Origin of the sequence: Youngimonas ophiurae (nom. illeg.), assembly GCF_049803795.1 — a bacterium.
GTDB lineage: Bacteria > Pseudomonadota > Alphaproteobacteria > Rhodobacterales > Rhodobacteraceae > Thalassobius.
The window spans coordinates 742,554-766,648 of sequence record NZ_JBNAGJ010000001.1; the positions used below are offsets into that span (position 1 = coordinate 742,554).

Sequence of the window (24,095 nt, forward strand, 5' to 3'; positions counted from 1 at the left end):
TAGGATATGCAGTTTCACGAGGTAAGATTCCCCGCCAACCTGAGCTTTGGCGCCGTCGGCGGCCCCGAGCGGCGCACCGAGATTGTGACGCTTGTGAATGGCCACGAGGAACGCAACACGCCCTGGGCGCATTCGCGTCGGCATTACGATGCGGGGATGGGGATGCGGTCCCTGGACGATGTGGAAACGCTGATCGGGTTCTTCGAGGCACGCCAGGGGCAGATGTTCGGGTTCCGCTGGAAAGACTGGTCGGATTTCAAATCCTGCCTGCCCTCGGCCGAGATCGGGTTCGCCGATCAGGTGATTGCCCTGGGCGACGGGGAAACGCTGGCATTTCAGCTGACCAAGACCTATCGCTCGGGCAGTTACACCTATGCGCGCCCCATCAAGAAACCCGTTTTGGGCACTGTCCGCATGGGCATCGAAGGGGATGAGCAAAAAGAGGGGGTGCACTATTGGGTGGATGTGACCACGGGGATGGTGACGTTTGCCGCCCCCCCCAATGAAGGGGACGAGATCACCGCCGGGTATGAATTCGACGTGCCGGTGCGCTTTGATACGGATCGTATCCGCTCGTCCGTGGCCAGTTTCCAGGCGGGCGAAGTGCCGGACGTTCCGGTGATCGAGGTGCGCGCATGAAACTGACACAGGAATTACAGGCGCATCTGGCCAGCGGGGTGACGAGCTTGTGCCGTTGCTGGTCGGTCACGCGGGCGGATGGCACGGTGCTGGGCTTTACCGATCATGATGGCGATCTGAGCTTTGACGGGGTGCGCTATCGCGCCGATACGGGGCTGACGGCGCTGGCCTTGCAGCAGGGCACAGGCCTGTCGGTGGACAATACCGAGGCGATGGGCGCGCTGTCGGATGCCTCGATCAGCGAGGCCGATATCGAGGCGGGCCGTTATGACGGTGCCGAGGTGCTGTGCTGGCTGGTCAACTGGGCCGATGTCAGCCAGAGGGCCTTGCAGTTTCGCGGCTCCATGGGCGAGCTGCGCCGCGCCGGCGGAGGGTTCGAGGCCGAACTGATGGGGCTGACCGATCAGATGAACCGGCCTCAGGGGCGGGTGTTTCAGAAACCCTGCGGCGCGGTGTTGGGGGATGCGGCCTGCGGCAAGGATCTGACGGCGGCGGGTTATCGGGCCGAAGTGGCCGTCGCGCAGATTGAGACCACCCGGCTGGTATTCGATACGGTGCCGGGCTTCGATGCCGGCTGGTTCGAACGCGGTGTGCTTGAGGTGCTGGACGGCGATGCGGCGGGGCTAAAGGGCGTTATCAAACGCGATGAGCCCCTGAACGGAGGCCGCGCCATCACCCTGTGGTCCGAACTGCGCGCTAGGGTACGACCGGGCGATCTGGTGCGTCTGACGGCGGGCTGCGATAAACGCGCCGAAACCTGCCGGTTCAAGTTCGACAACCTGATCAATTTTCAGGGCTTTCCGGATATTCCGGGGAATGACTGGACGACGGCGGTTCCGACGTCCTCGAACTCAGCCGGAGGAAGCCGCCGATGACCACCGCGATCGTAGAGGCCGCGCGCGCCTGGCTGGGCACGCCTTATCGTCATCAATGCAGCGTCAAGGGCGCGGGCACCGATTGCCTGGGGCTTTTGCGGGGGGTGTGGCGCGATGTGATCGGCCCCGAACCCGAAACCGTGCCGAACTATTCGCGCGACTGGTCCGAGCCGCAGGGAGAAGAGGCCCTGTGGGCCGCAGCCATCCGTCATCTGGTGCCCAAGGCGCCAGAGGACGAAGCGCCGGGCGATGTGCTGCTGTTCCGGATGCGGGACCGGGGCGTGGCCAAACATCTGGGGATCGCCGCTGAAATCGGGGATCGCCCAACATTCATTCACGCGTATTCGGGCCATGCCGTGGTCGAAAGCCCGCTCAGCCAGCCCTGGCGGCGGCGCATTGTCGCCCGGTTCGCATTCCCGAAAGGAGAGAAGTGATGGCGACAATTCTGCTATCGGCCGCAGGCTCGGCCGTCGGTTCCCAGATCGGGGGGACTGTTCTGGGCGGGCTGACGACCCAGGCATTCGGGCGGTTCGTTGGGGCCTCTTTGGGGCGGATGATCGATCAGAAACTGATGGGCACGGGCTCGGATGTGGTTGAAACGGGACGGGTGGACAGGTTCCGCCTGACCGGCTCGGGCGAGGGCGACCCGATCACGCGGGTCTATGGGCGGATGCGTGTCGGCGGGCAGGTGATCTGGGCCGCGCATTTTTCCGAAAGCGTCGAGACAACGGGCGGAAAGGGCGCTCCGACGGCCCCCAGAACGCGGGAATACAGCTATACCGTCAGCCTGGCGGTGGCGCTGTGTGAGGGTCTGATCGACGGTGTGGGCCGGATCTGGGCGGACGGGACGGAAATAGCCCCCGCCGATCTGACGATGCGCGTCTATCCGGGGGATGACACGCAATTGCCCGATCCCAAGATGGAAGCCGTCGAAGGCGCAGGGAGCGTGCCGGCCTATCGCGGTACGGCCTATGTGGTCTTCGAGGATCTGGACCTGTCGCAATTCGGCAACCGGGTGCCTCAGTTCTCGTTCGAGGTGCTGCGCGCTGATCCGGTTCACACTGGTACCGATCTGGCGGAACCGGCGCGCGCTGTCAAAGGCGTGGCCTTGATCCCTGGGACGGGGGAATACGCGCTGGCCACGCAGCCGGCGGTGATCGAATACGGCCGTGGCTCGAACAAGACGGTGAATATGAACGCGCCCTCGGGCAAGGTGGATTTCCTGACCTCGGTCGATCAGCTGGAACAAGAGCTGCCGGACTGTCAGGCCGTGTCGCTGATTGTCAGCTGGTTCGGCAATGATCTGCGCTGCGGGGAATGCGACGTGCGCCCCATGGTGGAACAGGCCGAGTATGACGCCGAAGACATGCCCTGGACGGTCTCGGGGCTGGAGCGGGACCAGGCCGAGGTGATCCCCAAGCTGGACGATCGCACGGTCTATGGTGGCACGCCCACGGATCAGTCGGTGATCCAGGCGTTAAGCGAGATGAACTCACGCGGGAAACGGGTGATGTTCTATCCTTTCCTGCTGATGGATCAGCTTGCGGGGAATGCGCTGCCCGATCCCTATGGCGGGGACGAGCAGGCCGTGCTGCCCTGGCGGGGGCGGATCACGGGGGCTCTGGCGCCGGGGCAGGTGGGTACGCCCGATGGCACGGCGGCGGCGGATGCGCAGGTGGCTGCTTTCTTCGGGACGGCGGTGGCCAGCGATTTCGCGATTGTAAACGGCGAAGTCGTGTATAGCGGCCCGGCGGAATGGTCCTATCGCCGGTTCATCTTGCATAACGCGGCGCTGTGCGCAGCGGCGGGCGGGGTGGATGCCTTCTGTATCGGATCAGAGATGCGCGCGCTGACGCAATTGCGCGGCGCGGCGGGGTTTCCTGCGGTACAGGCGCTGCGTGATCTAACGGCTGAGGTACGCGCGCTGCTGGGTGCGGGCGTCAAGCTGGGCTATGCGGCGGACTGGTCGGAATATTTCGGCTATCACCCGCAGGATGGCTCGGGCGATGTGTATTTTCACCTCGATCCGCTGTGGGGCGATGACGAGATCGACTTTGTCGGGATCGACAATTACATGCCTCTGTCCGATTGGCGCGAGGGGGATGACCACGCGGATGCGGGTTATGGCTCGATCTATGACCTGGCCTATCTGCGCAGCAATATCGAAGGCGGCGAAGGCTATAGCTGGTATTACCACTCGGACGAGGCCCGCGCGGCGCAGATCCGCACGGATATTACCGATGTGGCCTATGATGAACCCTGGGTCTATCGCTACAAGGATATTCGCAATTGGTGGCTGAACGATCACCACGAGCGGATCGGCGGGGTCCGGTCTGAAACTCCGACCGAGTGGCAGCCGCAATCCAAACCCATCTGGTTCACCGAACTGGGCTGTGCGGCGGTCGATAAGGCCACCAACCAGCCGAATAAGTTCCTCGATCCCAAATCCTCGGAATCCGAGCTGCCGCTCTATTCCACGGGGCGCCGGGATGAATATATCCAGATGCAATATCTGCGCGCCATGCTGGGCTATTGGAACGATCCTGAGGTCAATCCGGTATCGGCGGAATATGGCGGGCCGATGCTGGATATGGAGAATGCCTATGTCTGGGCCTGGGATGCGCGGCCCTATCCGCATTTCCCCGCCAATGCCGAACTGTGGAGCGATGGTGAAAACTATGCTCGTGGGCACTGGATGAACGGGCGGGGGGCGGCGCGGTCTTTGGCCTCGGTTGTGCGGGAAATCTGCGCGGATGCGGGGGTGACGGATGTCGATACCAGCGCGCTGCACGGATTGGTGCGCGGCTATCTGGCGGATGGGACGGATACGGCGCGCTCTATGTTGCAGCCGCTGATGCTGCGCTATGGGTTTGACGCGATCGAACGGGACGGGCTGTTGCAATTCCGCAATCGTGACGGGCGCGAGGTGCTGACGCTGGATGGCTCTGAGCTGGCGGTTTCGGACGATACGCCCTTGGGGGTGGATCATGCGCGCGCACCGGAATCCGAGCTGACCGGCCGGGTGCGTCTGCGTTTTGTCGAATCGGGGGGCGATTATGAGGCTGCCGCCGAAGAGACCGTGATGCCGGATGAGCGCAGCCATGCCGTGTCCTCCTCGGAGGTGCCGATCCTGATGACCCGCGCCGAGGGACGCCAGACCGTAGAGCGCTGGCTGAGCGAGGCGCGGATCGCCCGTGACAGTATCAAACTGTCCTTGCCCCCGTCGCGCGCGGCGCTGGGCGCTGGTGACGTGGTGGCCTTGGGGGACGGTGGTTATTACCGGCTGGACCGGGTGGAAAGCGGTGCGCTGCTCCAGGCCGAAGGCGTGCGGATCGAACGCGAGACCTATCTGCCCGTGGATATGGCGGACGAGCCGGCCAGCGTGCCCGCCTTCGCTGCGCCCACGGCGGTTCTGCCCTATTTCCTGGATTTGCCGCTGCTGACGGGGGACGAACGCCCGCACGCGCCGCATGTGGCAGCGACGGCCTTGCCCTGGCCGGGGACTGTTTCGGTGTTCAAAGCAATCGAGGACGCCAATTACGACCTGCTGGAAACGCTGGGCGCTCCGGCTGTGATCGGAGAGCTGGTGGCCCCTTTGCAGGCCGCGCCGGCGGGGCTGTATGATCGTGCCGGTGTGGTGCAGGTGCGCCTGACGCGGGGCGAGCTGTCGGGGATCACGGATCTGGCCTTGCTGAATGGGGGCAATGTGGCCGCCATCGGTGACGGAACGCCCGAAAACTGGGAGATCGTGCAATTTCGCGATGCGCAGCTGGTGGATGTGGATACCTGGCATCTGTCGGTGCTGCTGCGCGGCCAGCAGGGCAGCGACGGGCTGATGCCGGCCGCCTGGCCCGAGGGCAGCGTCTTTGTGCTGCTCAACGGCGCGGTCTCGCAACTGGAGCTGGCCGCCACCACGCGCAATGTGGCGCATCACTACCGGGTCGGCCCGTCGCTGCGGGCCTATGACGATCCCTCGTATCTGCATGAGGTCCACGCCTTTGCCGGGATCGGGCTGAAACCCTACGCGCCCGCGCATCTGGCTGCCTTTGAACAGGCCGGAGGGGATCGGCAGATCAGCTGGATCCGCCGTACGCGGGTCGATGGCGATGGCTGGGACGTCAGCGAGGTGCCCCTGGGCGAGGATACGGAATCCTATCTGATCCGGGTGATGCAGGGCGGCGTGCTGATCCGCGAGGCCACGGTCAGCGCACCGGGCTGGACCTACTCGGCGGCGCAGCAATCGGCGGATGGGCTCAGCGGGCTGTATCAGGTCACCGTGGCGCAGGTCTCGGCGCGGTTCGGGCCGGGCTATGCGGCCAGCCTGACGCTGGAGGCCTGACCCCGGCACCCGACAGATGGCCCGCTTCGGCGGGCCATTCTTTTTCGTGATCAAGCATTTCAAAGCTTTGCATTTTCCCATTCGGCCCTATCTGCTATAGTCCCAAGGACCGCAGGACCATCAAAGGACCGATGTCATGTTTGAAAAACGCGCAAAGCTGGCCGAGCTTGATCCCGTCTGGCACCGGATCACCCAAGAGGCCGAGCAGGCCCTGGACGACGAGCCGCTTCTGGGCGGGCTGCTGCATTCCAGCATCCTGCACCATGCCTCGATCGAGAATGCGCTGGCGTATCGTATCTCTTTGAAACTGGCCTCGGGCGAGATGTCCGAGCAGCTGATCCGCGAGATTTGCGATACCGCCTATGCCTCGGATCCGTCGCTGGCGCTGTCCGCGCGCGCCGATATCGTGGCTGTTTTTGACCGTGATCCAGCCTGCCACCGGTTCCTGCAACCGCTGATGTTCTTCAAGGGATTTCAGGCGATTCAGGCCTATCGCGTGGCCCATTGGCTGTGGGAAAATGGCCGCAAGGACATGGCCTATTTCTTCCAGATGCGGATTTCGGAAATGTTCGGCGTCGATATTCACCCTGCCGCCCGTGTCGGTAAGGGGATCATGATCGACCACGCCCATTCCATCGTGATCGGCGAAACCGCCGTGGTGGGCGATAACGTCAGCCTGCTGCACTCGGTCACGCTGGGCGGCACCGGCAAAGAGGACGAGGACCGCCACCCCAAAATCGGCGATGGCGTGCTGATCGGCGCCGGCGCGCATGTGCTGGGCAATATAAAGATCGGCCATTGTTCGCGTGTGGCGGCGGGCTCTGTGGTGCTGCATGAGGTGCCGCCCAAAACCACCGTCGCGGGCGTTCCGGCCAAGGTGGTGGGCGAAGCGGGTTGCGAAACGCCCTCCGTCGCAATGGACCAGAGCCTGACCGGCTGTTCCGACTGCTGAGCGGAAAAAGGGAAAGCCTTCCAATCGTTTAGATTGCGGACATGCCCGGCGGGATTTACCCTGACCGGGCATTTTCATTTCCCCGGAGGAGCGTATGACTCGTCAAACCGAAGGCCGCGGCCGCCTGTATGACACCGTGCTGGACACGATCGGCGACACCCCCGCCATCCGCCTGAACAAACTGGCCCCCGCGCATGTGAATCTCTATGTGAAGGCCGAAGCGTTCAATCCCGGCGGTTCGGTCAAGGATCGTCTGGCGCTGAATATCATCGAGGCCGCCGAAGCCTCGGGCGCGCTCAAACCGGGGCAAACCGTGATCGAGGCAACCAGCGGCAACACCGGCATCGGCCTGGCCATGGTCTGCGCGGCCAAGGGCTATCCTCTGGTCATCACCATGGTGGAAACCTTCAGCATTGAGCGGCGCAAACTGATGCGGTTTCTGGGCGCCAAGGTGATCGTGACCCCCAAAGAGGAAAAAGGCACCGGCATGTATCAAAAGGCCAAGGAACTGGCCCAGAAAAACGGCTGGTTCTTTGCTCGTCAGTTTGAAACCCAGGCCAATGCCGATATTCACGAACACACCACCGCGCGTGAAATCATGAATGATTTCAAGGGCCAAGGTCTGGATTATTTCGTGTCCGGCTTCGGGACGGGCGGTACGATCACCGGGGTCAGCCGGGTGCTGCGCGCCGAAAGCCCGCAGACGAAAATCATCCTGACCGAGCCGAAAAATGCCGCGATGGTGGCCAGCGGCGGCGCTCAGGCCCGCACAGACGAGGGCGAGCCCGCGCTGAGCCACGCGGCCTTTGCGCCGCATCCCATTCAGGGCTGGACGCCGGATTTTATCCCGCTGGTGTTGCAGGAATTGCTGGATCAGAACGGCTATGATCAACTGTTGCCCGTCGCCGGACCCGAGGCAATTGCAACCGCGCGGGCTCTGGCGCGGGACGAGGGGATTTTCACCGGAATTTCGGGCGGCGCCACCGTGGCCACCGCGCTGGAAGTGGCCAAATCAGCCCCCGCAGGCGCGACCATTCTGGCGATGCTGCCCGACACGGGCGAGCGCTATCTGACAACGCCCCTGTTTGATGGGATCGAGGCCGACATGACCGAGGAAGAGATCGCGCTGATGCGCTCGACTCCGGGCTATCAGATGGGCTGACACGACAAACGCCGGGGCAGGCACCCCGGCGTTTTTTACGCTTTTACAAAGCCTTAGGCCAGCATTGTCAGTGGGTTTTCCAGATTGTCCACGATCGCTTGCAGCAGGTTCGCCCCCAGCGCGCCGTCGATCACGCGGTGATCCACGGACATGGTGACGGACATGACGGTGGCCACGGTCAGTTCCCCATCCGCGCCGACGACAGGCTTTTTCACGCCCGAGCCAACAGCCAGAATGCCCGCGTGGGGCGGGTTCACGATGGCGTCGAAATTGTCGATGCCGAACATCCCCAGATTCGAGATGGCAAAGGTGCCGCCCTGGTATTCATGCGGGGCCAGTTTGCGGTCGCGCGCACGGGCGGCCAGGTCTTTCATCTCGGTCGAAAGCGCCGAGAGCGACTTCATATCCGCGTCCTGCAAGACGGGGGTAAACAGCCCGCCCTCGATCGCGACCGCGACGGCCACATCCGAAGGTTTCAGTTGCAGCACCCGGTCTCCGGCCCAGACGGCGTTACATTCCGGCACCTGTTGCAGCGCGTTGGCGACGGCCTTGATGATGAAATCATTGACCGAGAGCTTGATCCCGCGGGCCTCTAGCTGCTTGTTCAACTGGCTGCGGAACTTCAGCAGAGCGTCCAGCTGAATGTCGCGGCGCAGATAGAAATGCGGGATGGTCTGCTTGGCCTCGGTCAGGCGGGCGGCGATGGTTTTGCGCATCCCGTCCAGCTTGACCTCTTGGTAGGGGCGCCCTTCGTACATTTTCAGAACGGTGTCGGTGGAGGGGCCGGTGGGCGCGGCAGCGGCAGCGGGGGCTGCCGCCGGAGCAGCCGCAGGGGCCGGTTTGGCGGTGGCAGCTTCGACATCGGCCTTGACGATCCGGCCGCGCGGACCCGAGCCGGTGATCTGCGACAGGTCCAGGCCTTTGTCAGCGGCGATCCGGCGCGCCAGGGGCGAGGCGAAAATGCGGCTGCCATCGGCGGTGGCGGGGGCTGCCGGGGCAGGGGGCGTGGCGGCGGGAGCGGCGGCCTCGGAGGCGACAGGCGCCGCCTCGGTCGCCGCTGCGGCAGGGGCCGCGGGCGCGCTGGCGGCGATGTCATCGGCGCTTTCGCCGTCGTCCAGCAGGACGGCGATGGCAGTGTTGACCTTCACCCCTTCGGAGCCTTCGGGGATCAGGATCTTGCCGATCACGCCTTCGTCCACGGCTTCGAATTCCATGGTGGCCTTGTCGGTTTCGATCTCGGCCAGCAGGTCGCCCGATTGTACGGTGTCGCCCTCTTTGACCAGCCATTTGGCCAGGGTGCCTTCCTCCATCGTGGGGGACAGGGCGGGCATCAGAATTTCGGTAGGCATTGCGATTTCTCCTTACCGATAGGTGACTTGTTTCACGGCGGCGATCACCTCGTCGGTGGTGATCAGCGCGTGGCGTTCCAGGTTGGCGGCGTAGGGCATGGGGACGTCCTTGCCGGTGCAGTTGATCACCGGGGCATCCAGGTAATCAAAGGCGCGTTCCATGATGGTGGCCGACAGGTGATTGCCGATTGAGGCCACGGGGAAGCCTTCCTCGATTGTTACGCAACGATTTGTTTTCATGACAGAATTCAGCACGGTGTCATAGTCGATGGGGCGCAGGGTGCGCAGGTCGATGACCTCGGCTGAGATGCCGTCTTCGGCCAGTTTGTCGGCCGCTTCCAGCGCATATTGCATCCCGATCCCGAAGCTGACCAGGGTCACATCCGAGCCCTCGCGCCAGATGCGGGCCTTGCCGAAGGGGATGGTGAAATCCTCCATATCCGGCACGTCGAAGCTGCGGCCATAGAGGATTTCATTCTCCAGAAAGACCACCGGGTTGGGGTCGCGGATCGCGGTTTTCAGCAGGCCCTTGGCGTCCGAGGCCGAATAGGGCATCACCACTTTCAGGCCCGGAATCTGCGCGTACCAGGCGGCATAGTCCTGGCTGTGCTGCGCGCCCACGCGGGCGGCGGCGCCGTTGGCCCCGCGGAACACGATCGGACAGCCCATCTGACCGCCAGACATATAGAGCGTTTTCGCGGCCGAGTTGATGATGTGGTCAATCGCCTGCATGGCGAAGTTGAAGGTCATGAATTCGACAATCGGGCGCAGACCGGCAAAGGCCGAGCCCACGGCGATGCCGGTAAACCCGTGTTCGGTGATCGGCGTGTCGATGACGCGTTTGGCCCCGAATTGATCCAGCAGACCCTGGCTGACCTTATAGGCCCCCTGATATTCGGCAACTTCTTCGCCCATCAGATAGACCGTTTCGTCGGCTGTCATTTCCTCGGCCATCGCGTCGCGCAGGGCCTCGCGGACGGTTTGTTGTTTCATCGGGGTGCCTGCGGGCCAGTCGGGGGTCAGATCGGCGGGTTTGATCTGGGGCGCGGTGGCGGTTGCGGGGGCGGCGGGCGTCTCGGATGCCCCTGCCGGGGCCGCCTCGGTGCCCGCGTCGGCCGGTGCGGCCTCCGGCGCTGCCGCCGGGAGGGCATCGGTGCTTTCGCCCTCTTCGACCAGGATGGCGATGGCGGTGTTGACCTTCACCCCTTCGGAGCCTTCGGCGATCAGGATCTTGCCGATGATGCCCTCATCAACGGCTTCGAACTCCATTGTGGCCTTGTCGGTTTCGATCTCGGCCAGGATGTCGCCCGATTGTACGGTGTCGCCCTCTTTGACCAGCCATTTGGCCAGGGTGCCTTCCTCCATCGTGGGGGACAGGGCGGGCATCAGAATTTCGGTAGCCATGTCTCTGTCTCCTTAGGCGTAGATGTCGGTCCACAGCTCTTCGAGCGCGGGTTCGGGGCTGGTTTTGGCGAAATCGGCGGATTTGTTGACGATTTCCTTGATCTCTTTGTCGATGGCCTTCAGGTCATCTTCGGTGGCGTGTTTGCCGGTCAGCAGCAGGTCACGCACATGTTCGATGGCGTCGCGTTCCTCGCGCATTTTCTGCACCTCGTCACGGGTGCGGTATTTCGCCGGATCCGACATCGAGTGGCCCCGGTAGCGGTAGGTTTTCACCTCGAGGATATAGGGGCCTTTGCCGGCGCGGCAGTGGGCGACGGCCTTTTCGCTGGCGGCTTTGACGGCCAGAACGTCCATGCCATCGACGGCCTCTCCGGGGATGCCGAAGGCGGCGCCGCGGGTGTAAAGCTCGGGCGTCGAGGTCGATCGGGCCTGCGCTGTTCCCATGGCGTACTGGTTGTTTTCAATGACAAAAATCACCGGCAGATCCCACAGGGCGGCCATGTTGAACGTCTCATAGACCTGGCCCTGGTTGGCGGCCCCATCGCCGAAATAGGCAAAGGTCACGCGGCCGTTTTCGTTATATTTATCCGCAAAAGCCAGCCCGGCACCCAGCGGCACCTGTGCGCCGACGATGCCGTGGCCGCCGTAGAAATGCTTCTCTTTGCTGAACATGTGCATCGAGCCGCCCTTGCCCTTGGAGTAGCCGCCCTCGCGCCCGGTCAGCTCGGCCATCACGCCGTCAGGGTCCATGCCGCAGGCCAGCATGTGGCCGTGATCGCGATAGGATGTGATGCGTTTGTCGCCTTCCTCGGCGGCGGATTCCAGCCCGACGACAACGGCCTCCTGGCCGATATAAAGGTGGCAGAACCCGCCGATCAGACCCATGCCATACAATTGGCCTGCTTTTTCTTCGAATCGGCGGATCAGCAGCATGTCGCGATAGAACTGCTTTAGCTCGTCTGCGGAAATGTTTGATTTACTTTGAGTTTTTCTGGCGGCCATGCGGCTTCCCCTCCCGGAAAAAGGAATAGTTTAGCGTTAAACTATCTATACAGAAGTTTTCCACCCGAGGCGAGTATAAATTGATGCGCAAAGAGCTCCGCGCGAATTTCATGCAGAATTTCACGCAGGAGGCTGCCCAGGGTTTCAGGCCGAAAATGAAAGGAAATCAGCGGATGACCAGCTCGTCGCTGCGCAGCATTCCCAGCACGTTGCGCGCCTGCTCGTCCAGCAGGTCCAGATCCAGATAGTCATCGGACAGGCGCAGGGTCAGATTTTCCATGCGGGTGACCTGCGCGGTCAGGCCGGCCAGCTCTTTTTCCAGCCCCTGAGTTTCGGCCACGATCTCGGCACGGCGAAACACACCATAGCCTCCCTGCACGGCGGCAAAGGTGAAATACAGTCCGGTCAGGAATGCCAGTGTGAAATAAACCCAGGCCCCCAGGGCCGGTTTTCTGCGACGTGCCATGATTTTTGCCTCTTTTTCCGCCTCTTACGGGCGGTCTTTCAACCATGCCACATGTGATTCGTTTTGTGAATCCCCAAAACGAAATTTCACTTTGGCGCGGCGTCATTTTGCCCGCAACGCAGCGTCAGTCTGGATCGGATCGGGGGGCATGGCCATGCTGCGCGTAACTTTCGGAGGAGGAGGCCGGGATGAGTGCCACGGGACACAGTACGCTACACACGCATGAAGTTCTGAACCAGCCGCAGCCGCGCGCCGCGCGTGATTTCTGGGCCGAGGATCTGCCGCTGCGCGAACAGGCCGCCCAGGCCGGGGCCGAGACGGATGTGCTGGCGCAGAGCGGCGCGGCCTACGGGACCGCCGACATGCTGCAAGCGGCCGAGGATGCGCGCCGCGATCCTCCGCGTCTGTTGCTGTTCGATCGCTCCGGGCGACGTCTGGATGAGGTGCGGTTTCATCCCGGATACCACACGATCATGGAGACCGCCATCGCGCAGGGTTTCACCGCCACCGCCTGGGAAGGGCGCGCCGGCGGTCATGCGACTCATGCCGCGATGACCTATTTCATGGCGCAGCTAGAGCCGGGAATTTCCTGTCCTCTGACAATGACTTATGCGGCGGTTCCGGCCTTGCGGCACTGCCCCGATCTGGCCGCGCAATGGGCCCCGAAACTGACCGCGCGCAGCTATGATCCGGGGGTGAAGCCGCTCTCGCAGAAGGGGGGCGCGACCATGGGCATGGCGATGACGGAAAAGCAGGGGGGCTCGGACGTGCGGGCCAACACCACCCGCGCGGTGCGCGATGGTGAGCAGTACCGGCTGATCGGGCATAAATGGTTCTGCTCGGCGCCGATGTGCGATGGGTTTCTGACCCTGGCGCAGGCCCCCGAAGGGCTGACCTGTTTCGTCGTGCCGCGCTGGCTGGAGGACGGCACCCGCAACACGATGCATTTGCAGCGGTTGAAGGAAAAGCTGGGGAACCGGGCGAATGCCTCGTCCGAGATCGAGTATGACTATGCGCTGGCCTACCGGCTGGGGGACAAAGGTCAGGGGGTCAAAACCATCATTGAAATGGTGCATCACACGCGGCTGGACACGGCCGTTGCCCCCGCCGGCCTGATGCGCGCCGCCCTGAGCGAGGCAAAATGGTGGGTCGAGGGGCGCAGCGCGTTCCAGCGGCGCCTGATTGATCAGCCGCTCATGCAGTCGGTGATGGCCGATCTGGCGCTGGATCAAGAGGCCGCGCTGGCGCTGGCGATGGGCTGCGCGCGGGCCTTCGATGGGCAGACGGATGCGGATCGCGCTTTTGCCCGGATCGCCGTGGCGCTGGCCAAATACCTGTCCAACAAACGCGCGCCGGGCGTGATCTATGAGGCGATGGAGTGCCTGGGCGGCATGGGCTATATCGAGGAAACCCCGATGCCGATGCTCTATCGCGAGGCACCGCTGAATTCGATCTGGGAAGGCTCGGGCAATGTGATCTGCCTGGATATTCTGCGGACCCTGGCGCGCGCGCCTGACGCGGCCGAGGCATTATACGCCCGTTTACAGCGCGTTGTGGGGCAGGATGCGCGCTTCGATGCGGCCCTGAAGGCCCATTCCGAACGCTGGCCCGGTGTGCCGCCCGAAGCGCAGGCGCGCTGGTTCACCGAAAGCCTGGCCACGCTGCTGGCCGCCTCGATGCTGCTGGAGACCGCGCCCAATGCGGTGGCCGATGGCTATATCACGACCCGGATCGCGGGGCAGCGGGGGGCCACGGCGGGGGCCGTTTCCGGAATCGACTGCGCCGCGATTATTCAGCGAATCTAAGGGGTTGCGCGGTCGTCCAGCACCAGTTGCAAGAAGGCCAGATCCAGCCAGCGCCCGAATTTCTGACCGACCTGGGGCATGATGCCGGTTTGCGCAAATCCCAGCCGTTCATGCAGCGCGATCGAGGCGGTATTCTGCGCCTCGATCCCGGCGACCATCACATGCAGCCCGTCCGCACGGGCGCGGGCGATCAGCGCCTGCATCAAGGCGCGGCCGATCCCGCCGCCCTGCGCCTGGGGGGCCACGTAGACGGAATGCTCGACCGTCAGGCGGTAGCCGTCAAAGGCGCGCCAGGGCCCGTAAGAGGCATAGCCACACACGCCGCCACGATCCCACACCAGCACCGGCATCCCGGCGTTTTGGCGCGCCTGTATCCAGGCGGTGCGATTGGCGCTGTCCACGGTGGCGTCATTCCAGATCGCCGTCGTGTGCGTGACCGCGTGATTGTAAATCGCGGCAATCGCAGGGGCATCGGCGGGCGTGGCGGAGCGGATCATCGGAACCTCATGCAAAAAGGGCGGCCCCACACGGAACCGCCCTTTGGCAAAACTGTCAAGCCAGGCTTAGCCCGCGACCGAAGCCTTGTAGATGCTGTCCACGGTGCCGGCCAGAACCTTGTCGAAATCGGCATCTGCCTGCTGGGCCGACAGCCCCTCGGTCAGCGCACGCGAGAAGCTGGCGATGATGCCGGTGTTCTTCGACAGGCGGTCATTGGCCTCGTCGCGGGCATAGCCGCCGGACAGGGCGACAACGCGCATCACGCGGGGGTGATCGACCAGCGGCTTATAGGTGTTTTCGGTTTCCGGCAGGGTCAGTTTCAGCATGACCTGCTGATCGTCTGGCAGGGCGTCCAGCTGTTTGCGGATCTCGGCCAGCAGGATGGCTTCGGCCTCGGCCTTGTCGGCGATGGTGATGGTGACCTCGGGCTCGATGATCGGAACCAGGCCGTGGCTCAGGATCTGCTTGCCGATGGCGAATTGCTGATCCACCACCTTGGCGATGCCCGAAGGCGTGGCCGCGTTGATGACCGAGCGCATCTTGGTGCCGAAAATGCCCTTGGACACGGCTTTTTCCAGCAGCGCGTCCAGATCGGGCATGTCCTTCATCACGCAGACGCCATCGGCTTCGTCGGCCAGGCCCTTATCGACCTTCAGGAAGGGCACGACGTGGCGTTCTTCCCACAGGTAGGTGGCCGAGGGCTTGCCGCCGATGTCGCTGTCCATGGTGCGTTCGAACAGGATCGCGCCGATGATCTGCTGGCCGGTGAACGCGGGCGAGTTGACGATACGGGCGCGCATGTCGTGGATCAGGCCGAACATTTCCTCGTCATTGCCGTAGGCGTCTTCTGCGACGCCGTAAAGTTTCAGCGCCTTCGGGGTCGAGCCACCGCTTTGATCCAGGGCTGCAATAAAACCGTTGCCGCTGGTGATCTGCTGGATTTGCTGTTCGTTGGACATGTTCATTTCCGTTTAAATGTCAGTAACTATGACGGGGACACACAAGGCACACCCCCGGATTTCGCCGCGACACTAGGTCAGACGCCCCGAGGGTGCAATTGTGGTCGCGCTAACAGGCGTGGGGATTGGCGGAATCAGGCCGCCGAGGCTTCGAGTGCCGCAACACCGGGCAGAACCTTGCCCTCCATCCATTCCAGAAAGGCGCCGCCAGCGGTTGAGATATAGGTGAAATCCCCCGCAGCGCTGGCCTGATTCAGTGCCGCCACCGTGTCGCCGCCCCCCGCAACCGAGGTCAGCGCGCCGGCTTTGCTCAGTTCGGCGGCCTTTTTCGCGGCGGCGTTGGTGGCCATGTTGAAGGGCTCGATTTCAAAGGCGCCCAGCGGGCCGTTCCAGATCAGCGTCTTGGCATTGCCCAGCACAGAGCCGATCCGTTCAACGCTGGCGGGGCCGGCATCCAGGATCATCTTATCGGCGGGGCAGGCATCGGCGGGCACGGTGCAATTGTCGGCATTGGCCTTGAATTCCGCGGCCACCACCACATCCGAGGGCAGCACGATGTCGCAGCCCGCGTCCCTGGCCTTGCTCAGGATGGACAGGGCAGTGTCGGTCATGTCGTGCTCGGCCAGGGATTTGCCCACATTGATGCCCTGAGCCGCCAGAAAGGTGTTGGCCATGCCGCCGCCGATGACCAGGTGATCGACCTTGGCCACCAGATTGCCCAGCAGTTCCAGCTTGGTGGAAACCTTGGCCCCGCCCACAACGGCCACCACCGGGCGCACGGGCTGTCCCAGCGCGCTTTCCAGCGCCTCCAGCTCGGCTTGCATCAGACGGCCCGCGCAGGACGGCAGCAGCCGCGCGACGCCCTCGGTCGAGGCATGGGCCCGGTGCGCGGCGGAAAAGGCATCGTTGCAGTAGACATCGCCCAGTTTGGCCAGACGGGCGGCAAATTCGGGATCGTTCTGCTCTTCGCCGGGGTAGAAACGGATGTTTTCCAGCAGCACCACCTCGGCCTTGCGCTCTTCATCGGTGTGCAACTCGGCGGCCTCCAGGGTTTCGACGAACACCACCTTATGCGCCAGGGCTTTCTCCAGCGCCTTCAGGGTGACGCGCAGCGACATGTCCAGCACGACTTTGCCCTTGGGGCGGCCGAAATGCGCCACCAGAATGGGCCGGCCGCCTGCGGCCAGAATGTCATTTACGGTGGGCACGATACGTTCGATCCGGGTGGCGTCTGTCACCTCTCCGTTGGCGACGGGGACGTTAATATCCACCCGCACCAGCACGCGTTTGCCGTTCAAATCTATTTGGTCCAAAGTTTTCCAACCCATCGCGGTGTCCTCTGAGATAAAATTTTGCCCTCTCTTGGCCCGATCCCGCCTTGGGGTCAACCTCTGGCTTGGCAAGCGCGCCCATGCGTCTTAGGTAAAGACCAACATCATACCAAGGAGCCCCCAATGGCCGAGATCAAAGACCCCGAAAACACCATCCTGATGGAACTCAAGGGCGGCACTGTCGTCATCCAGCTGCTGCCCGACGTGGCCCCCAAACATGTGGAGCGCATGAAAGAGCTGGCGCGCTCGGGTCAATATGACAACGTGGCCTTCCACCGCGTCATCGACGGGTTCATGGCGCAAACCGGCGACGTACAGCATGGCGACATGGAAGACGGGTTCAACCTGTCGCGCGCGGGCACTGGCGGCTCGGACCTGCCGGACGTGCCGGCCGAGTTTTCCAAAATCCCCCATGCGCGTGGCAGCCTGGGTGCGGCGCGCTCGATGAACCCGAACTCGGCCAACTCGCAGTTCTTCATCAACTTCAAGGACAATGACTTCCTGAACGGTCAGTACACCGTGTACGGCCAGGTCATCGAGGGCATGGAACACGTTGACGCCATCACCCGCGGCGAGCCCCCTGCAAGCCCCGACCGCATGATCAGCGTCAAGGTGGCTGCCGATGCGTAAGCTCGCATGCGTTCTGGCCATGCTGGCCAGCCCGGCCGCGGCAACCGGCCTAAACATTCAGATCGAAGGCGAGGGCGCCAATGGCACCGTCACCATCGACCTGTACGAGGACGTGGCGCCGGGCCATGTGGAACAGATCACCGCGCTGGCCGAGGCAGGCGCCTATGACGGCGTGGTCTTTCACCGCGTGATCGAGGGCTTCATGGCCCAGACGGGCGATGTGAAATTCGGCAAGATCGGCGCGGATATGCGCCGGGCGGGGATGGGCGGCTCGGACCGGCCGAACCTGAAGGCCGAATTCTCGGACGTACCCTATGAACGCGGCATCGTCGGCATGGCGCGGTCCAATGATCCGGACTCGGCCAATTCGCAATTCTTCATCATGTTTGCGCCGGGGCATTTCCTGAACGGGCAATATACCGTGATCGGCGAGGTGACCGAAGGCATGGAGATCGTCGATCAGATCAAACGCGGCAAGGGCCGGAACGGCACCGTTGTCGGCCAGCCGGACGTGATGACCAAGGTAACGGTGATCCCTAGTTCCTGAGGCGCGCCGCCGCAGACAGTCACACAGAAAGGCCCGAAGCGCGCTTCGGGCCTTTTGCGTCTTATCAGGGGCTATCTGCGGGTGTGGAGCTTGCTTTTGTCGCCCTTGCCCTTGTTTCGGTGGTATTGGGTCTGGGTTTGGCTGGCATAGACAACCTGGCAATCCATGGGCAGCTTTTTCTGGCCCAGGACGATGTTGCGGCAATAATACCGCCCCTGCCAGTTCCAGGCGCCCACCAGTTTTTTCTTGTTATAGCTCCCGCTGAGCGTGCCATCCGCGTTCACAATGTGCCAATTGCCAGCGTCATCATAGTATTTGTGGCCAACCACCAGGGATCTGAACTCGTCTTCTTTGCGTAGTTTTTTCAGGTCCGAGGCCGCCACCGGCGCGGCCATGGCAATTGCGGCGCTTACCGCGCAGAGCATTCGTGTGAGATTTTTCATAAACTATCCATCCTTAAATATAAGCGTGAACGGCCCCAAGAATAGCATAATTCCGCTGGCTTTCCTAAAATAAACCGCGCCTGCCGGAACAAGGCGCCTGGCCTGCGGGGATGTTTTCGGCCGCGAGGGGATGACGCGGATGTGAACAGGGGGGGCTTTGCCCGCCGGTGCAGATGGCGCAGTCTGCCAGACGGGAGGTCTGCGATATGTTGAAAAAGCTTGCTGCCGCAATCGCGCTGGCGCTGGCTACGGGGGGGCTGGCGACTGGCGCTCTGACGACGGGGGCGCAGGCTGGCCCTGAATTCTGGACATATGAATGGCCCGACACGAATTTCACCCAAACCACGATTGAAAACTGGTCCGAAATCCGATCCGGCGGGCCGGGCAAGGACGGCATCCCCGCGCTTGGCGCACCTGAATTTCGCGCGGGCTCTGGGGAAACCCGGCTGGGCCCGACCGAGGCCGTGATCGCTCTGCATCTCAAGGGGCACCCGGCGCGCGCCTATCCGCTGCGCTATCTGATGTGGCATGAGATCGTGAATGACCGGCTGGGCGATCTGCCTGTCGCGGTAACCTATTGTCCGCTGTGCAACTCGGCTTTGGTGTTCGACCGGCGGGCGCAGGGGCTGGTGCTGGAATTCGGCGTCTCGGGCAAGCTGCGCAATTCGGATATGGTGATGTATGACCGGCAGACCCACAGCTGGTGGCAGCAGGCCATCGGCACCGGGATCGTGGGGGATCTGACCGGGGTTGAGCTGACGGTTCTGCCGTCTCGTATGCTGGGCTGGGCGCAGTTTCGCGCAGACTTTCCGGACGGTGTGGTGATGGAGCAGCCCGCCCACGCGCGCCCCTATGGGCAGAACCCTTACCGCGCCTATGATCTGTCGAAACGCCCGTTTCTGTATAACGGAGCCCCCCCGCCGCATGGGATTGCCCCTCTGGCGCGGGTGGTGCGCGTGGGCGATCGCGCCTGGCCGCTGGAACGCCTGCGTCAGGCCGGGCAGTTGACCGAGGCGGGGATTACCCTGATCTGGCGCGCCGGACAGGCCTCGGCGCTCGAGGCCGGCAGCGTAGAAGGCGGGCGCGATGTGGGCTCGATCCGGGTGCTGTCCGGGGCGGGCGCGGATATGGTGCATGACGTGATGTTCGCCTTTGCCTATCACGCGTTCTGGCCGCAGGGGCGCTGGATGCTGGGCGACTAGGCGGCCTGGCTGGCCTGCTGCCCGGCAAAGTCAACCAATGCGGCAAAGGCCTGGGCGAATTCAGCGTCCGGAATGGTCATGGCGACGCGAATGAACCCCGCGGCGGCCTGTCCGAAACTGCCGCCGGGCATGACGGCGATGCCTTTTTCATCCAGCAGGCGGTTGGCAAAGCTTTCGCCATCCAGGCCGGTCGCGCGCAGGTCCAGCATCATGTACATCGCCCCCTGAGGCGGCACGGCGCGCACCACGTTCTGCCCGGCCAGAATGTCCAGCGCAATGGCGCGGCGGCGGGCAAAGGGCGCAGCGATCTGCGCTTCGAACTCCGGCCCCAGGGACAGCGCGAACAGCGCGGCCTGCTGGATATAGCCGGGCACGCCGTAATTGGTGTTGGTGGCTAGGTTGGTCAGGTGGGTGATCGCCTGGGCCGGGCCGACGATCCAGCCCAGGCGGCTGCCGGTCATGGCGTGGGATTTGGACATCGAGCCAATGACCAGCGTGCGCTCGGCCATGCCGGGCAGGGCGCGGGGGGACAGGTGGGTGCCGTCCCACAGCTGGGTGTCGTATACCTCGTCCGAGATCAGCCACATGTCGCGCTCTTGCATCAGATCGGCGATGCCTTGCAGCGTGGCGCGCGAATAGATCACGCCGGTGGGGTTATTGGGCGAGTTGATCAGCAGGCTGCGCGCCCCGTCCGCCCGTGCGGCAATGTCCGCCGGATCGGGCTGAAACCCGGCCTGCGCATGGGCCGGGACAGCCACGGGGATCGCGCCATTGGCTCGCACGGTGCCCGGATAGGTGGCGTAATGGGGATCAATGAACAGCGCCTTGTCCCCCGGATCGCAAACCGCGTGATGGGCCGCGAACAGCGCCGCCTGACCGCCCGCCGTGATCAGCACGTTCTCTGGCCCCGTGGGCACGCCCGATTGCGCCTGAACACGCGTCGCGACGGCCTGGCGCAGCGCCGGGATGCCGGGGATCATGGCATAGCCTGTCGCGCCTGCGACAGCCGCCTGGTGCATGGCCTCAAGAATGCGCGGATCGGTGCGGATGTCGTGCTCGCCGATGGTCAGCTCGGTCACGGTTTGGCCCTCGGCGATCATCTGACGGGCGCGCAGGAACAGTTCCCACCCGTCCGAGCCGGCCGCATTGATGCCCATGATCCGATCCGACAGTTTCATTGCGCTCTCCTGTTGCTGTGAACGCATATGGAGCAAGCGATATGATCAAAAGTCAATTCACGGATTGTGACGCCGTGCATCATCGGCTATGAAGGGTTTCATGAAACGGACCATCTGCATTTCCTGCTGCATTATCTGCTGACATCTTCAGCGGGCCGTTCTTCTATTCCAAATCAGTGTCGAAGTTGCTAAGCCCGCCCAGAGCCAGGGTGCGTCTGCCTGCAATGAGGACACCAATGACGACGATCAAGCTGCACAACTCGAAAACCCGCCGCAAAGAGGTTTTCACCCCCATCGACCCCAACAATGTGCGGATGTATGTCTGTGGGCCCACGGTCTATGACCGCGCTCATATCGGCAATGCGCGTCCCGTGATTGTGTTCGACACGCTGTTCCGGCTGCTGCGCCATGTCTATGGGCCCGATCACGTCACCTATGTGCGCAATTTCACCGATGTGGACGATAAGATCAACGCGCGCGCGGCCGAAAGCGGGCGCTCGATCGGGGAAATCACCGCCGAGACCACCCAATGGTATCTGGAGGACATGCGCGCCGTGGGGGCGCTGGACCCCACGGAAATGCCGCGCGCGACGCAATATATTCCGCAGATGATCGCGATGATCGAAACGCTGATCGCGGACGGGTTCGCCTATGCCAGTGACGGGCATGTGCTGTTCCGGGTGCGCGCCTATAAGGACTATGGCGCTTTGTCGGGGCGGTCCGTGGATGACATGATCGCCGGCGCGCGGGTCGAGGTGGCCCCCTACAAAGAAGACCCGATGGATTTCGTGCTGTGGAAGCCGTCCTCGGACGATTTGCCGGGGTGGGACAGCCCCTGGGGGCGCGGGCGTCCGGGTTGGCATATCGAATGCTCGGCCATGTCTTATGAGCTGCTGGGGGCCAGTTTCGACATCCACGGCGGCGGCAATGACCTGATGTTCCCGCATCACGAAAACGAAGTGGCACAGTCGTGCTGCGCCCATCCCGAGGGCGGCTTTGCCAATGTCTGGATGCACAATGAGATGTTGCAGGTCGAGGGCAAGAAGATGTCCAAATCCCTGGGCAACTTTTTCACCGTGCGCGATCTGCTGGATCAGGGCGTGCCGGGCGCGGTGATCCGCTATGTGTTCCTGTCCACCCATTACCGCAAGCCGATGGACTGGACCGAGAAGAAGCGGATCGAGGCCGAGAAGGTGCTGCGTAGGATTGCCGCTTTGCTTGGCCAAGATCCTTTGAGCAAGCCGTGGTTCGGCGCGGCGGTGGTGCCGGGGGAGCTTGTCGAGGCTTTGGCCAATGATCTGAACACTTCGCTGGCTTTGACCTTGGTGAATAAGTATTTGAAGAGCAAAGAAGAGGCGAAGCTGCGCGGGGCTTTGGCGTTGCTGGGGTTTAATCCGGAGGAGATTGTTGAGCACTTTTTTGGTGTTGAAGTACGGTCCACGGACAATGAAATTGTGTCCGGTCTGAGCGTGCGTACGCGGGGTGATGACCATAATCTGCCGGTAGAAAAACTTGCAGAGTTTGCACAAAGGCTGCAGGCGTTGCGGGCCGAGGCGATGCAGAGCAAGGATTTTTCCGGAGTGGATGCTTTGCGCGGGGCTTTGGTGGCGGCCGGGCTGGAGGTGAAGATGTCCAAGGAGGGGGTGGAGCTGATCCCTGGCGCGGGGTTCGATGGCTCGAAGCTGGAGGGGCTGTGATGCGCGAACGGCTTTATATCTATGACACCACGTTGCGCGATGGGCAGCAGACGCAGGGGGTGCAGTTCTCGACTGCGGAAAAGCAGGAGATTGCGGCGGTTCTGGACAGTTTGGGTGTGGATTACATCGAAGGCGGCTGGCCGGGGGCGAACCCGACGGATTCAGAGTTTTTTGAGACCAAACCGCAGATGGGCGCGGTGTTTACCGCTTTTGGGATGACCAAGCGGGCCGGGCGCTCGGCTGAGAATGACGATGTGCTGGCGGCGGTGATGAATGCGGGCACGCCGGCGGTGTGTCTGGTGGGCAAGACCCATGATTTCCATGTGGAAACGGCTTTGGGGATTTCTCTGGCTGAAAATACCGAGAATATCGCGCGATCCGTGGAATATATGGTGGCGCAGGGGCGCGAGGCCTTGTTCGATGCCGAGCATTTCTTTGACGGCTACAAGGCCAATCCGGGCTATGCGCTGGAGGCGGTCAGGGCGGCCTATGACGCGGGCGCGCGCTGGGTGGTGCTGTGCGATACCAATGGCGGGACCATGCCGCAGGAAATCCATGACATCACCAGGGCGGTGATTGCGGCGGGGATTCCGGGCGATCATCTGGGCATTCACACGCATAATGACACGGAAAACGCGGTGGCCGGGTCGCTGGCGGCGATTGATGCGGGGGCGCGGCAGGTTCAGGGCACGCTGAACGGGCTGGGCGAGCGCTGCGGCAATGCCAACCTGACCACGCTGATCCCGACTTTGCTGTTGAAGGAGCCTTATGCCAGCGCCTATGAAACACGCGTCAGCCATGACGCCCTGACCGGGCTGCTGAAGGCCAGCCGCAAGCTGGACGATATTCTGAACCGGGTGCCGTTCCGGCAGGCGCCTTATGTGGGGGCCAGCGCCTTTGCGCATAAGGCGGGGCTGCATGCCAGCGCGATCCTCAAGGATCCGGCGACCTATGAACATATTGATCCGGCGGTGGTGGGCAATGCGCGCATCATTCCGATGTCCAATCAGGCGGGCCAGTCCAACCTGCGCAAACGTCTGTCCGAGGCCGGGTTGCAGGTTGCGGCAGGCGATCCGGCTTTGGCGCGGATTCTGGATGTGATCAAAACGCGCGAGGCGATGGGCTATACCTATGACAGCGCTCAGGCCAGTTTCGAGCTGCTGGCGCGGGCCGAACTGGGGCAATTGCCGCAGTTCTTTGAGGTGAAGCGTTACAAAGTCACGGTTGAGCGGCGCAAGAACAAGTACAACAAGATGGTCAGCCTGTCCGAGGCCGTCGTGGTGCTGAAAGTGGATGGCGAGAAGAAGCTGTCCGTGTCCGAATCCATGGATGAAAACGGCGCGGATCGGGGGCCGGTGAATGCTCTGTCCAAGGCGCTGGCCAAGGATCTGGGGCGCTATTCGGACGTGATCCGCGACATGCATCTGGTGGATTTCAAGGTGCGGATTACCCAAGGCGGCACCGAGGCCGTCACCCGCGTGATCATCGACAGCGAAGACGGGCAGGGGCGGCGCTGGTCCACTGTGGGCGTGTCCCCGAACATAGTCGATGCGTCTTTTGACGCTCTTTTAGATGCAATAAATTGGAAACTTCTGCGCGAGATGGGCGCAGACTAGC

At 63.0% G+C, this 24,095-nt stretch carries 21 protein-coding genes; 12 read left to right on the plus strand and 9 right to left on the minus strand.

From position 1 onward, the window contains the following. Positions 1-6: 6 nt before the first annotated feature. The 6 genes from ACP15O_RS03930 (at position 7) to cysK (ending at position 7,967) form a co-directional block, all read left to right on the plus strand. Positions 7-639 (plus strand): phage distal tail protein, Rcc01695 family, encoded by a 633-nt coding sequence (locus ACP15O_RS03930; RefSeq protein ID WP_425094733.1) that lies wholly within the window; start codon positions 7-9, stop codon positions 637-639. After that, positions 636-1,514, plus strand: coding sequence for a DUF2163 domain-containing protein (locus tag ACP15O_RS03935; RefSeq protein ID WP_425094734.1), 879 nt, complete (start codon positions 636-638; stop codon positions 1,512-1,514). The genes ACP15O_RS03930 and ACP15O_RS03935 overlap by 4 nt, the downstream gene beginning before the upstream one ends. After that, positions 1,511-1,948, plus strand: coding sequence for an NlpC/P60 family protein (locus ACP15O_RS03940; protein WP_425094735.1), 438 nt, complete (start codon positions 1,511-1,513; stop codon positions 1,946-1,948). The genes ACP15O_RS03935 and ACP15O_RS03940 overlap by 4 nt, the downstream gene beginning before the upstream one ends. Next, complete coding sequence (locus ACP15O_RS03945; RefSeq protein WP_425094736.1) at positions 1,948-5,853, plus strand: baseplate multidomain protein megatron; 3,906 nt, start codon at positions 1,948-1,950, stop codon at positions 5,851-5,853. Before ACP15O_RS03940 ends, ACP15O_RS03945 begins: the two co-directional genes overlap by 1 nt. Positions 5,854-5,989: 136 nt before the next feature. After that, positions 5,990-6,805, plus strand: a complete 816-nt coding sequence (gene cysE, locus ACP15O_RS03950; protein ID WP_425094737.1) for a serine O-acetyltransferase — start codon at positions 5,990-5,992, stop codon at positions 6,803-6,805. Positions 6,806-6,899: 94 nt separating this feature from the next. Then, complete coding sequence (gene cysK, locus ACP15O_RS03955) at positions 6,900-7,967, plus strand: cysteine synthase A (protein ID WP_425094738.1); 1,068 nt, start codon at positions 6,900-6,902, stop codon at positions 7,965-7,967. Positions 7,968-8,020: 53 nt separating this feature from the next. Here cysK and ACP15O_RS03960 read toward each other — a convergent pair whose 3' ends face one another. From ACP15O_RS03960 to ACP15O_RS03975, 4 genes are all read right to left on the minus strand, one after another. Continuing rightward, positions 8,021-9,316, minus strand: a complete 1,296-nt coding sequence (locus ACP15O_RS03960; RefSeq protein WP_425094739.1) for a pyruvate dehydrogenase complex dihydrolipoamide acetyltransferase — start codon at positions 9,314-9,316, stop codon at positions 8,021-8,023. 12 nt (positions 9,317-9,328) lie between these two features. Continuing rightward, the gene (locus tag ACP15O_RS03965; protein ID WP_425094740.1) at positions 9,329-10,720 is read right to left on the minus strand and encodes a pyruvate dehydrogenase complex E1 component subunit beta; all 1,392 of its coding nucleotides are present in this window, start codon (positions 10,718-10,720) and stop codon (positions 9,329-9,331) included. A gap of 12 nt (positions 10,721-10,732) precedes the next feature. Then, positions 10,733-11,722 carry a pyruvate dehydrogenase (acetyl-transferring) E1 component subunit alpha gene (gene pdhA / locus ACP15O_RS03970; protein ID WP_425094741.1) on the minus strand — a complete coding sequence of 330 codons (990 nt, stop codon included), beginning with the start codon at positions 11,720-11,722 and terminating at the stop codon, positions 10,733-10,735. A gap of 166 nt (positions 11,723-11,888) precedes the next feature. After that, positions 11,889-12,188, minus strand: a complete 300-nt coding sequence (locus ACP15O_RS03975; RefSeq protein WP_425094742.1) for an FtsB family cell division protein — start codon at positions 12,186-12,188, stop codon at positions 11,889-11,891. Positions 12,189-12,376: 188 nt separating this feature from the next. On the opposite strand from ACP15O_RS03975, the gene ACP15O_RS03980 reads away from it, so the two are divergent. Beyond that, a complete protein-coding gene (locus ACP15O_RS03980; RefSeq protein ID WP_425094743.1) occupies positions 12,377-13,993 on the plus strand; it encodes an acyl-CoA dehydrogenase family protein in 1,617 nt (538 codons plus the stop codon). Here the strand turns inward: ACP15O_RS03980 and ACP15O_RS03985 are convergent. The 3 genes from ACP15O_RS03985 to ACP15O_RS03995 form a co-directional block, all read right to left on the minus strand. Next, positions 13,990-14,490, minus strand: coding sequence for a GNAT family N-acetyltransferase (locus tag ACP15O_RS03985; RefSeq protein WP_425094744.1), 501 nt, complete (start codon positions 14,488-14,490; stop codon positions 13,990-13,992). The genes ACP15O_RS03980 and ACP15O_RS03985 overlap by 4 nt on opposite strands. Before the next feature lie 66 nt (positions 14,491-14,556). Further along, on the minus strand, positions 14,557-15,450 hold the full coding sequence (locus tag ACP15O_RS03990; RefSeq protein ID WP_425094745.1) for a fructose bisphosphate aldolase: 894 nt from the start codon (positions 15,448-15,450) through the stop codon (positions 14,557-14,559). Between the two features lie 134 nt (positions 15,451-15,584). After that, on the minus strand, positions 15,585-16,778 hold the full coding sequence (locus ACP15O_RS03995) for a phosphoglycerate kinase (protein ID WP_425094746.1): 1,194 nt from the start codon (positions 16,776-16,778) through the stop codon (positions 15,585-15,587). A 126-nt stretch (positions 16,779-16,904) separates the two neighbouring features. Here ACP15O_RS03995 and ACP15O_RS04000 point away from each other — a divergent pair, with 126 nt between their 5' ends. Together ACP15O_RS04000 and ACP15O_RS04005 are read left to right on the plus strand one after the other, a co-directional pair. After that, positions 16,905-17,411: a peptidylprolyl isomerase gene (locus ACP15O_RS04000; protein WP_425094747.1), complete on the plus strand. Its 507-nt coding sequence runs from the start codon at positions 16,905-16,907 to the stop codon at positions 17,409-17,411. Beyond that, positions 17,404-17,958: a peptidylprolyl isomerase gene (locus ACP15O_RS04005; RefSeq protein ID WP_425094748.1), complete on the plus strand. Its 555-nt coding sequence runs from the start codon at positions 17,404-17,406 to the stop codon at positions 17,956-17,958. The genes ACP15O_RS04000 and ACP15O_RS04005 overlap by 8 nt, the downstream gene beginning before the upstream one ends. Positions 17,959-18,029: 71 nt before the next feature. Here the strand turns inward: ACP15O_RS04005 and ACP15O_RS04010 are convergent, their stop codons facing one another. Next, entirely contained in the window at positions 18,030-18,401 is a 372-nt protein-coding gene (locus ACP15O_RS04010) for a hypothetical protein (protein ID WP_425094749.1), read from the minus strand. A gap of 206 nt (positions 18,402-18,607) precedes the next feature. Between ACP15O_RS04010 and ACP15O_RS04015 the strand changes: the two genes are divergently transcribed. Next, positions 18,608-19,603: a DUF3179 domain-containing protein gene (locus ACP15O_RS04015; RefSeq protein ID WP_425094750.1), complete on the plus strand. Its 996-nt coding sequence runs from the start codon at positions 18,608-18,610 to the stop codon at positions 19,601-19,603. Here the strand turns inward: ACP15O_RS04015 and ACP15O_RS04020 are convergent. Beyond that, a complete protein-coding gene (locus ACP15O_RS04020) occupies positions 19,600-20,781 on the minus strand; it encodes a pyridoxal phosphate-dependent aminotransferase (RefSeq protein WP_425094751.1) in 1,182 nt (393 codons plus the stop codon). The genes ACP15O_RS04015 and ACP15O_RS04020 overlap by 4 nt on opposite strands. 236 nt (positions 20,782-21,017) lie before the next feature. Between ACP15O_RS04020 and cysS the strand changes: the two genes are divergently transcribed. Together cysS and cimA are read left to right on the plus strand one after the other, a co-directional pair. Further along, entirely contained in the window at positions 21,018-22,478 is a 1,461-nt protein-coding gene (cysS, locus tag ACP15O_RS04025; protein WP_425094752.1) for a cysteine--tRNA ligase, read from the plus strand. Beyond that, the gene (gene cimA, locus ACP15O_RS04030) at positions 22,475-24,094 is read left to right on the plus strand and encodes a citramalate synthase (protein ID WP_425094753.1); all 1,620 of its coding nucleotides are present in this window, start codon (positions 22,475-22,477) and stop codon (positions 24,092-24,094) included. The genes cysS and cimA overlap by 4 nt, the downstream gene beginning before the upstream one ends. The last annotated feature ends 1 nt before the right edge of the window (position 24,095 follow it).

Excerpts from the sequence above, each read along its gene's own strand:
- ACP15O_RS03930 (WP_425094733.1), top strand. The coding sequence starts at position 7 with ATGCAGTTTCACGAGGTAAGATTCCCCGCCAACCTGAGCTTTGGCGCC.
- ACP15O_RS03935 (WP_425094734.1), top strand. The coding sequence starts at position 636 with ATGAAACTGACACAGGAATTACAGGCGCATCTGGCCAGCGGGGTGACG.
- ACP15O_RS03940 (WP_425094735.1), top strand. The coding sequence starts at position 1,511 with ATGACCACCGCGATCGTAGAGGCCGCGCGCGCCTGGCTGGGCACGCCT.
- ACP15O_RS03945 (WP_425094736.1), top strand. The coding sequence starts at position 1,948 with ATGGCGACAATTCTGCTATCGGCCGCAGGCTCGGCCGTCGGTTCCCAG.
- cysE (WP_425094737.1), top strand. The coding sequence starts at position 5,990 with ATGTTTGAAAAACGCGCAAAGCTGGCCGAGCTTGATCCCGTCTGGCAC.
- cysK (WP_425094738.1), top strand. The coding sequence starts at position 6,900 with ATGACTCGTCAAACCGAAGGCCGCGGCCGCCTGTATGACACCGTGCTG.
- ACP15O_RS03960 (WP_425094739.1), bottom strand. The coding sequence starts at position 9,316 with ATGCCTACCGAAATTCTGATGCCCGCCCTGTCCCCCACGATGGAGGAA.
- ACP15O_RS03965 (WP_425094740.1), bottom strand. The coding sequence starts at position 10,720 with ATGGCTACCGAAATTCTGATGCCCGCCCTGTCCCCCACGATGGAGGAA.
- pdhA (WP_425094741.1), bottom strand. The coding sequence starts at position 11,722 with ATGGCCGCCAGAAAAACTCAAAGTAAATCAAACATTTCCGCAGACGAG.
- ACP15O_RS03975 (WP_425094742.1), bottom strand. The coding sequence starts at position 12,188 with ATGGCACGTCGCAGAAAACCGGCCCTGGGGGCCTGGGTTTATTTCACA.
- ACP15O_RS03980 (WP_425094743.1), top strand. The coding sequence starts at position 12,377 with ATGAGTGCCACGGGACACAGTACGCTACACACGCATGAAGTTCTGAAC.
- ACP15O_RS03985 (WP_425094744.1), bottom strand. The coding sequence starts at position 14,490 with ATGATCCGCTCCGCCACGCCCGCCGATGCCCCTGCGATTGCCGCGATT.
- ACP15O_RS03990 (WP_425094745.1), bottom strand. The coding sequence starts at position 15,450 with ATGTCCAACGAACAGCAAATCCAGCAGATCACCAGCGGCAACGGTTTT.
- ACP15O_RS03995 (WP_425094746.1), bottom strand. The coding sequence starts at position 16,778 with ATGGGTTGGAAAACTTTGGACCAAATAGATTTGAACGGCAAACGCGTG.
- ACP15O_RS04000 (WP_425094747.1), top strand. The coding sequence starts at position 16,905 with ATGGCCGAGATCAAAGACCCCGAAAACACCATCCTGATGGAACTCAAG.
- ACP15O_RS04005 (WP_425094748.1), top strand. The coding sequence starts at position 17,404 with ATGCGTAAGCTCGCATGCGTTCTGGCCATGCTGGCCAGCCCGGCCGCG.
- ACP15O_RS04010 (WP_425094749.1), bottom strand. The coding sequence starts at position 18,401 with ATGAAAAATCTCACACGAATGCTCTGCGCGGTAAGCGCCGCAATTGCC.
- ACP15O_RS04015 (WP_425094750.1), top strand. The coding sequence starts at position 18,608 with ATGTTGAAAAAGCTTGCTGCCGCAATCGCGCTGGCGCTGGCTACGGGG.
- ACP15O_RS04020 (WP_425094751.1), bottom strand. The coding sequence starts at position 20,781 with ATGAAACTGTCGGATCGGATCATGGGCATCAATGCGGCCGGCTCGGAC.
- cysS (WP_425094752.1), top strand. The coding sequence starts at position 21,018 with ATGACGACGATCAAGCTGCACAACTCGAAAACCCGCCGCAAAGAGGTT.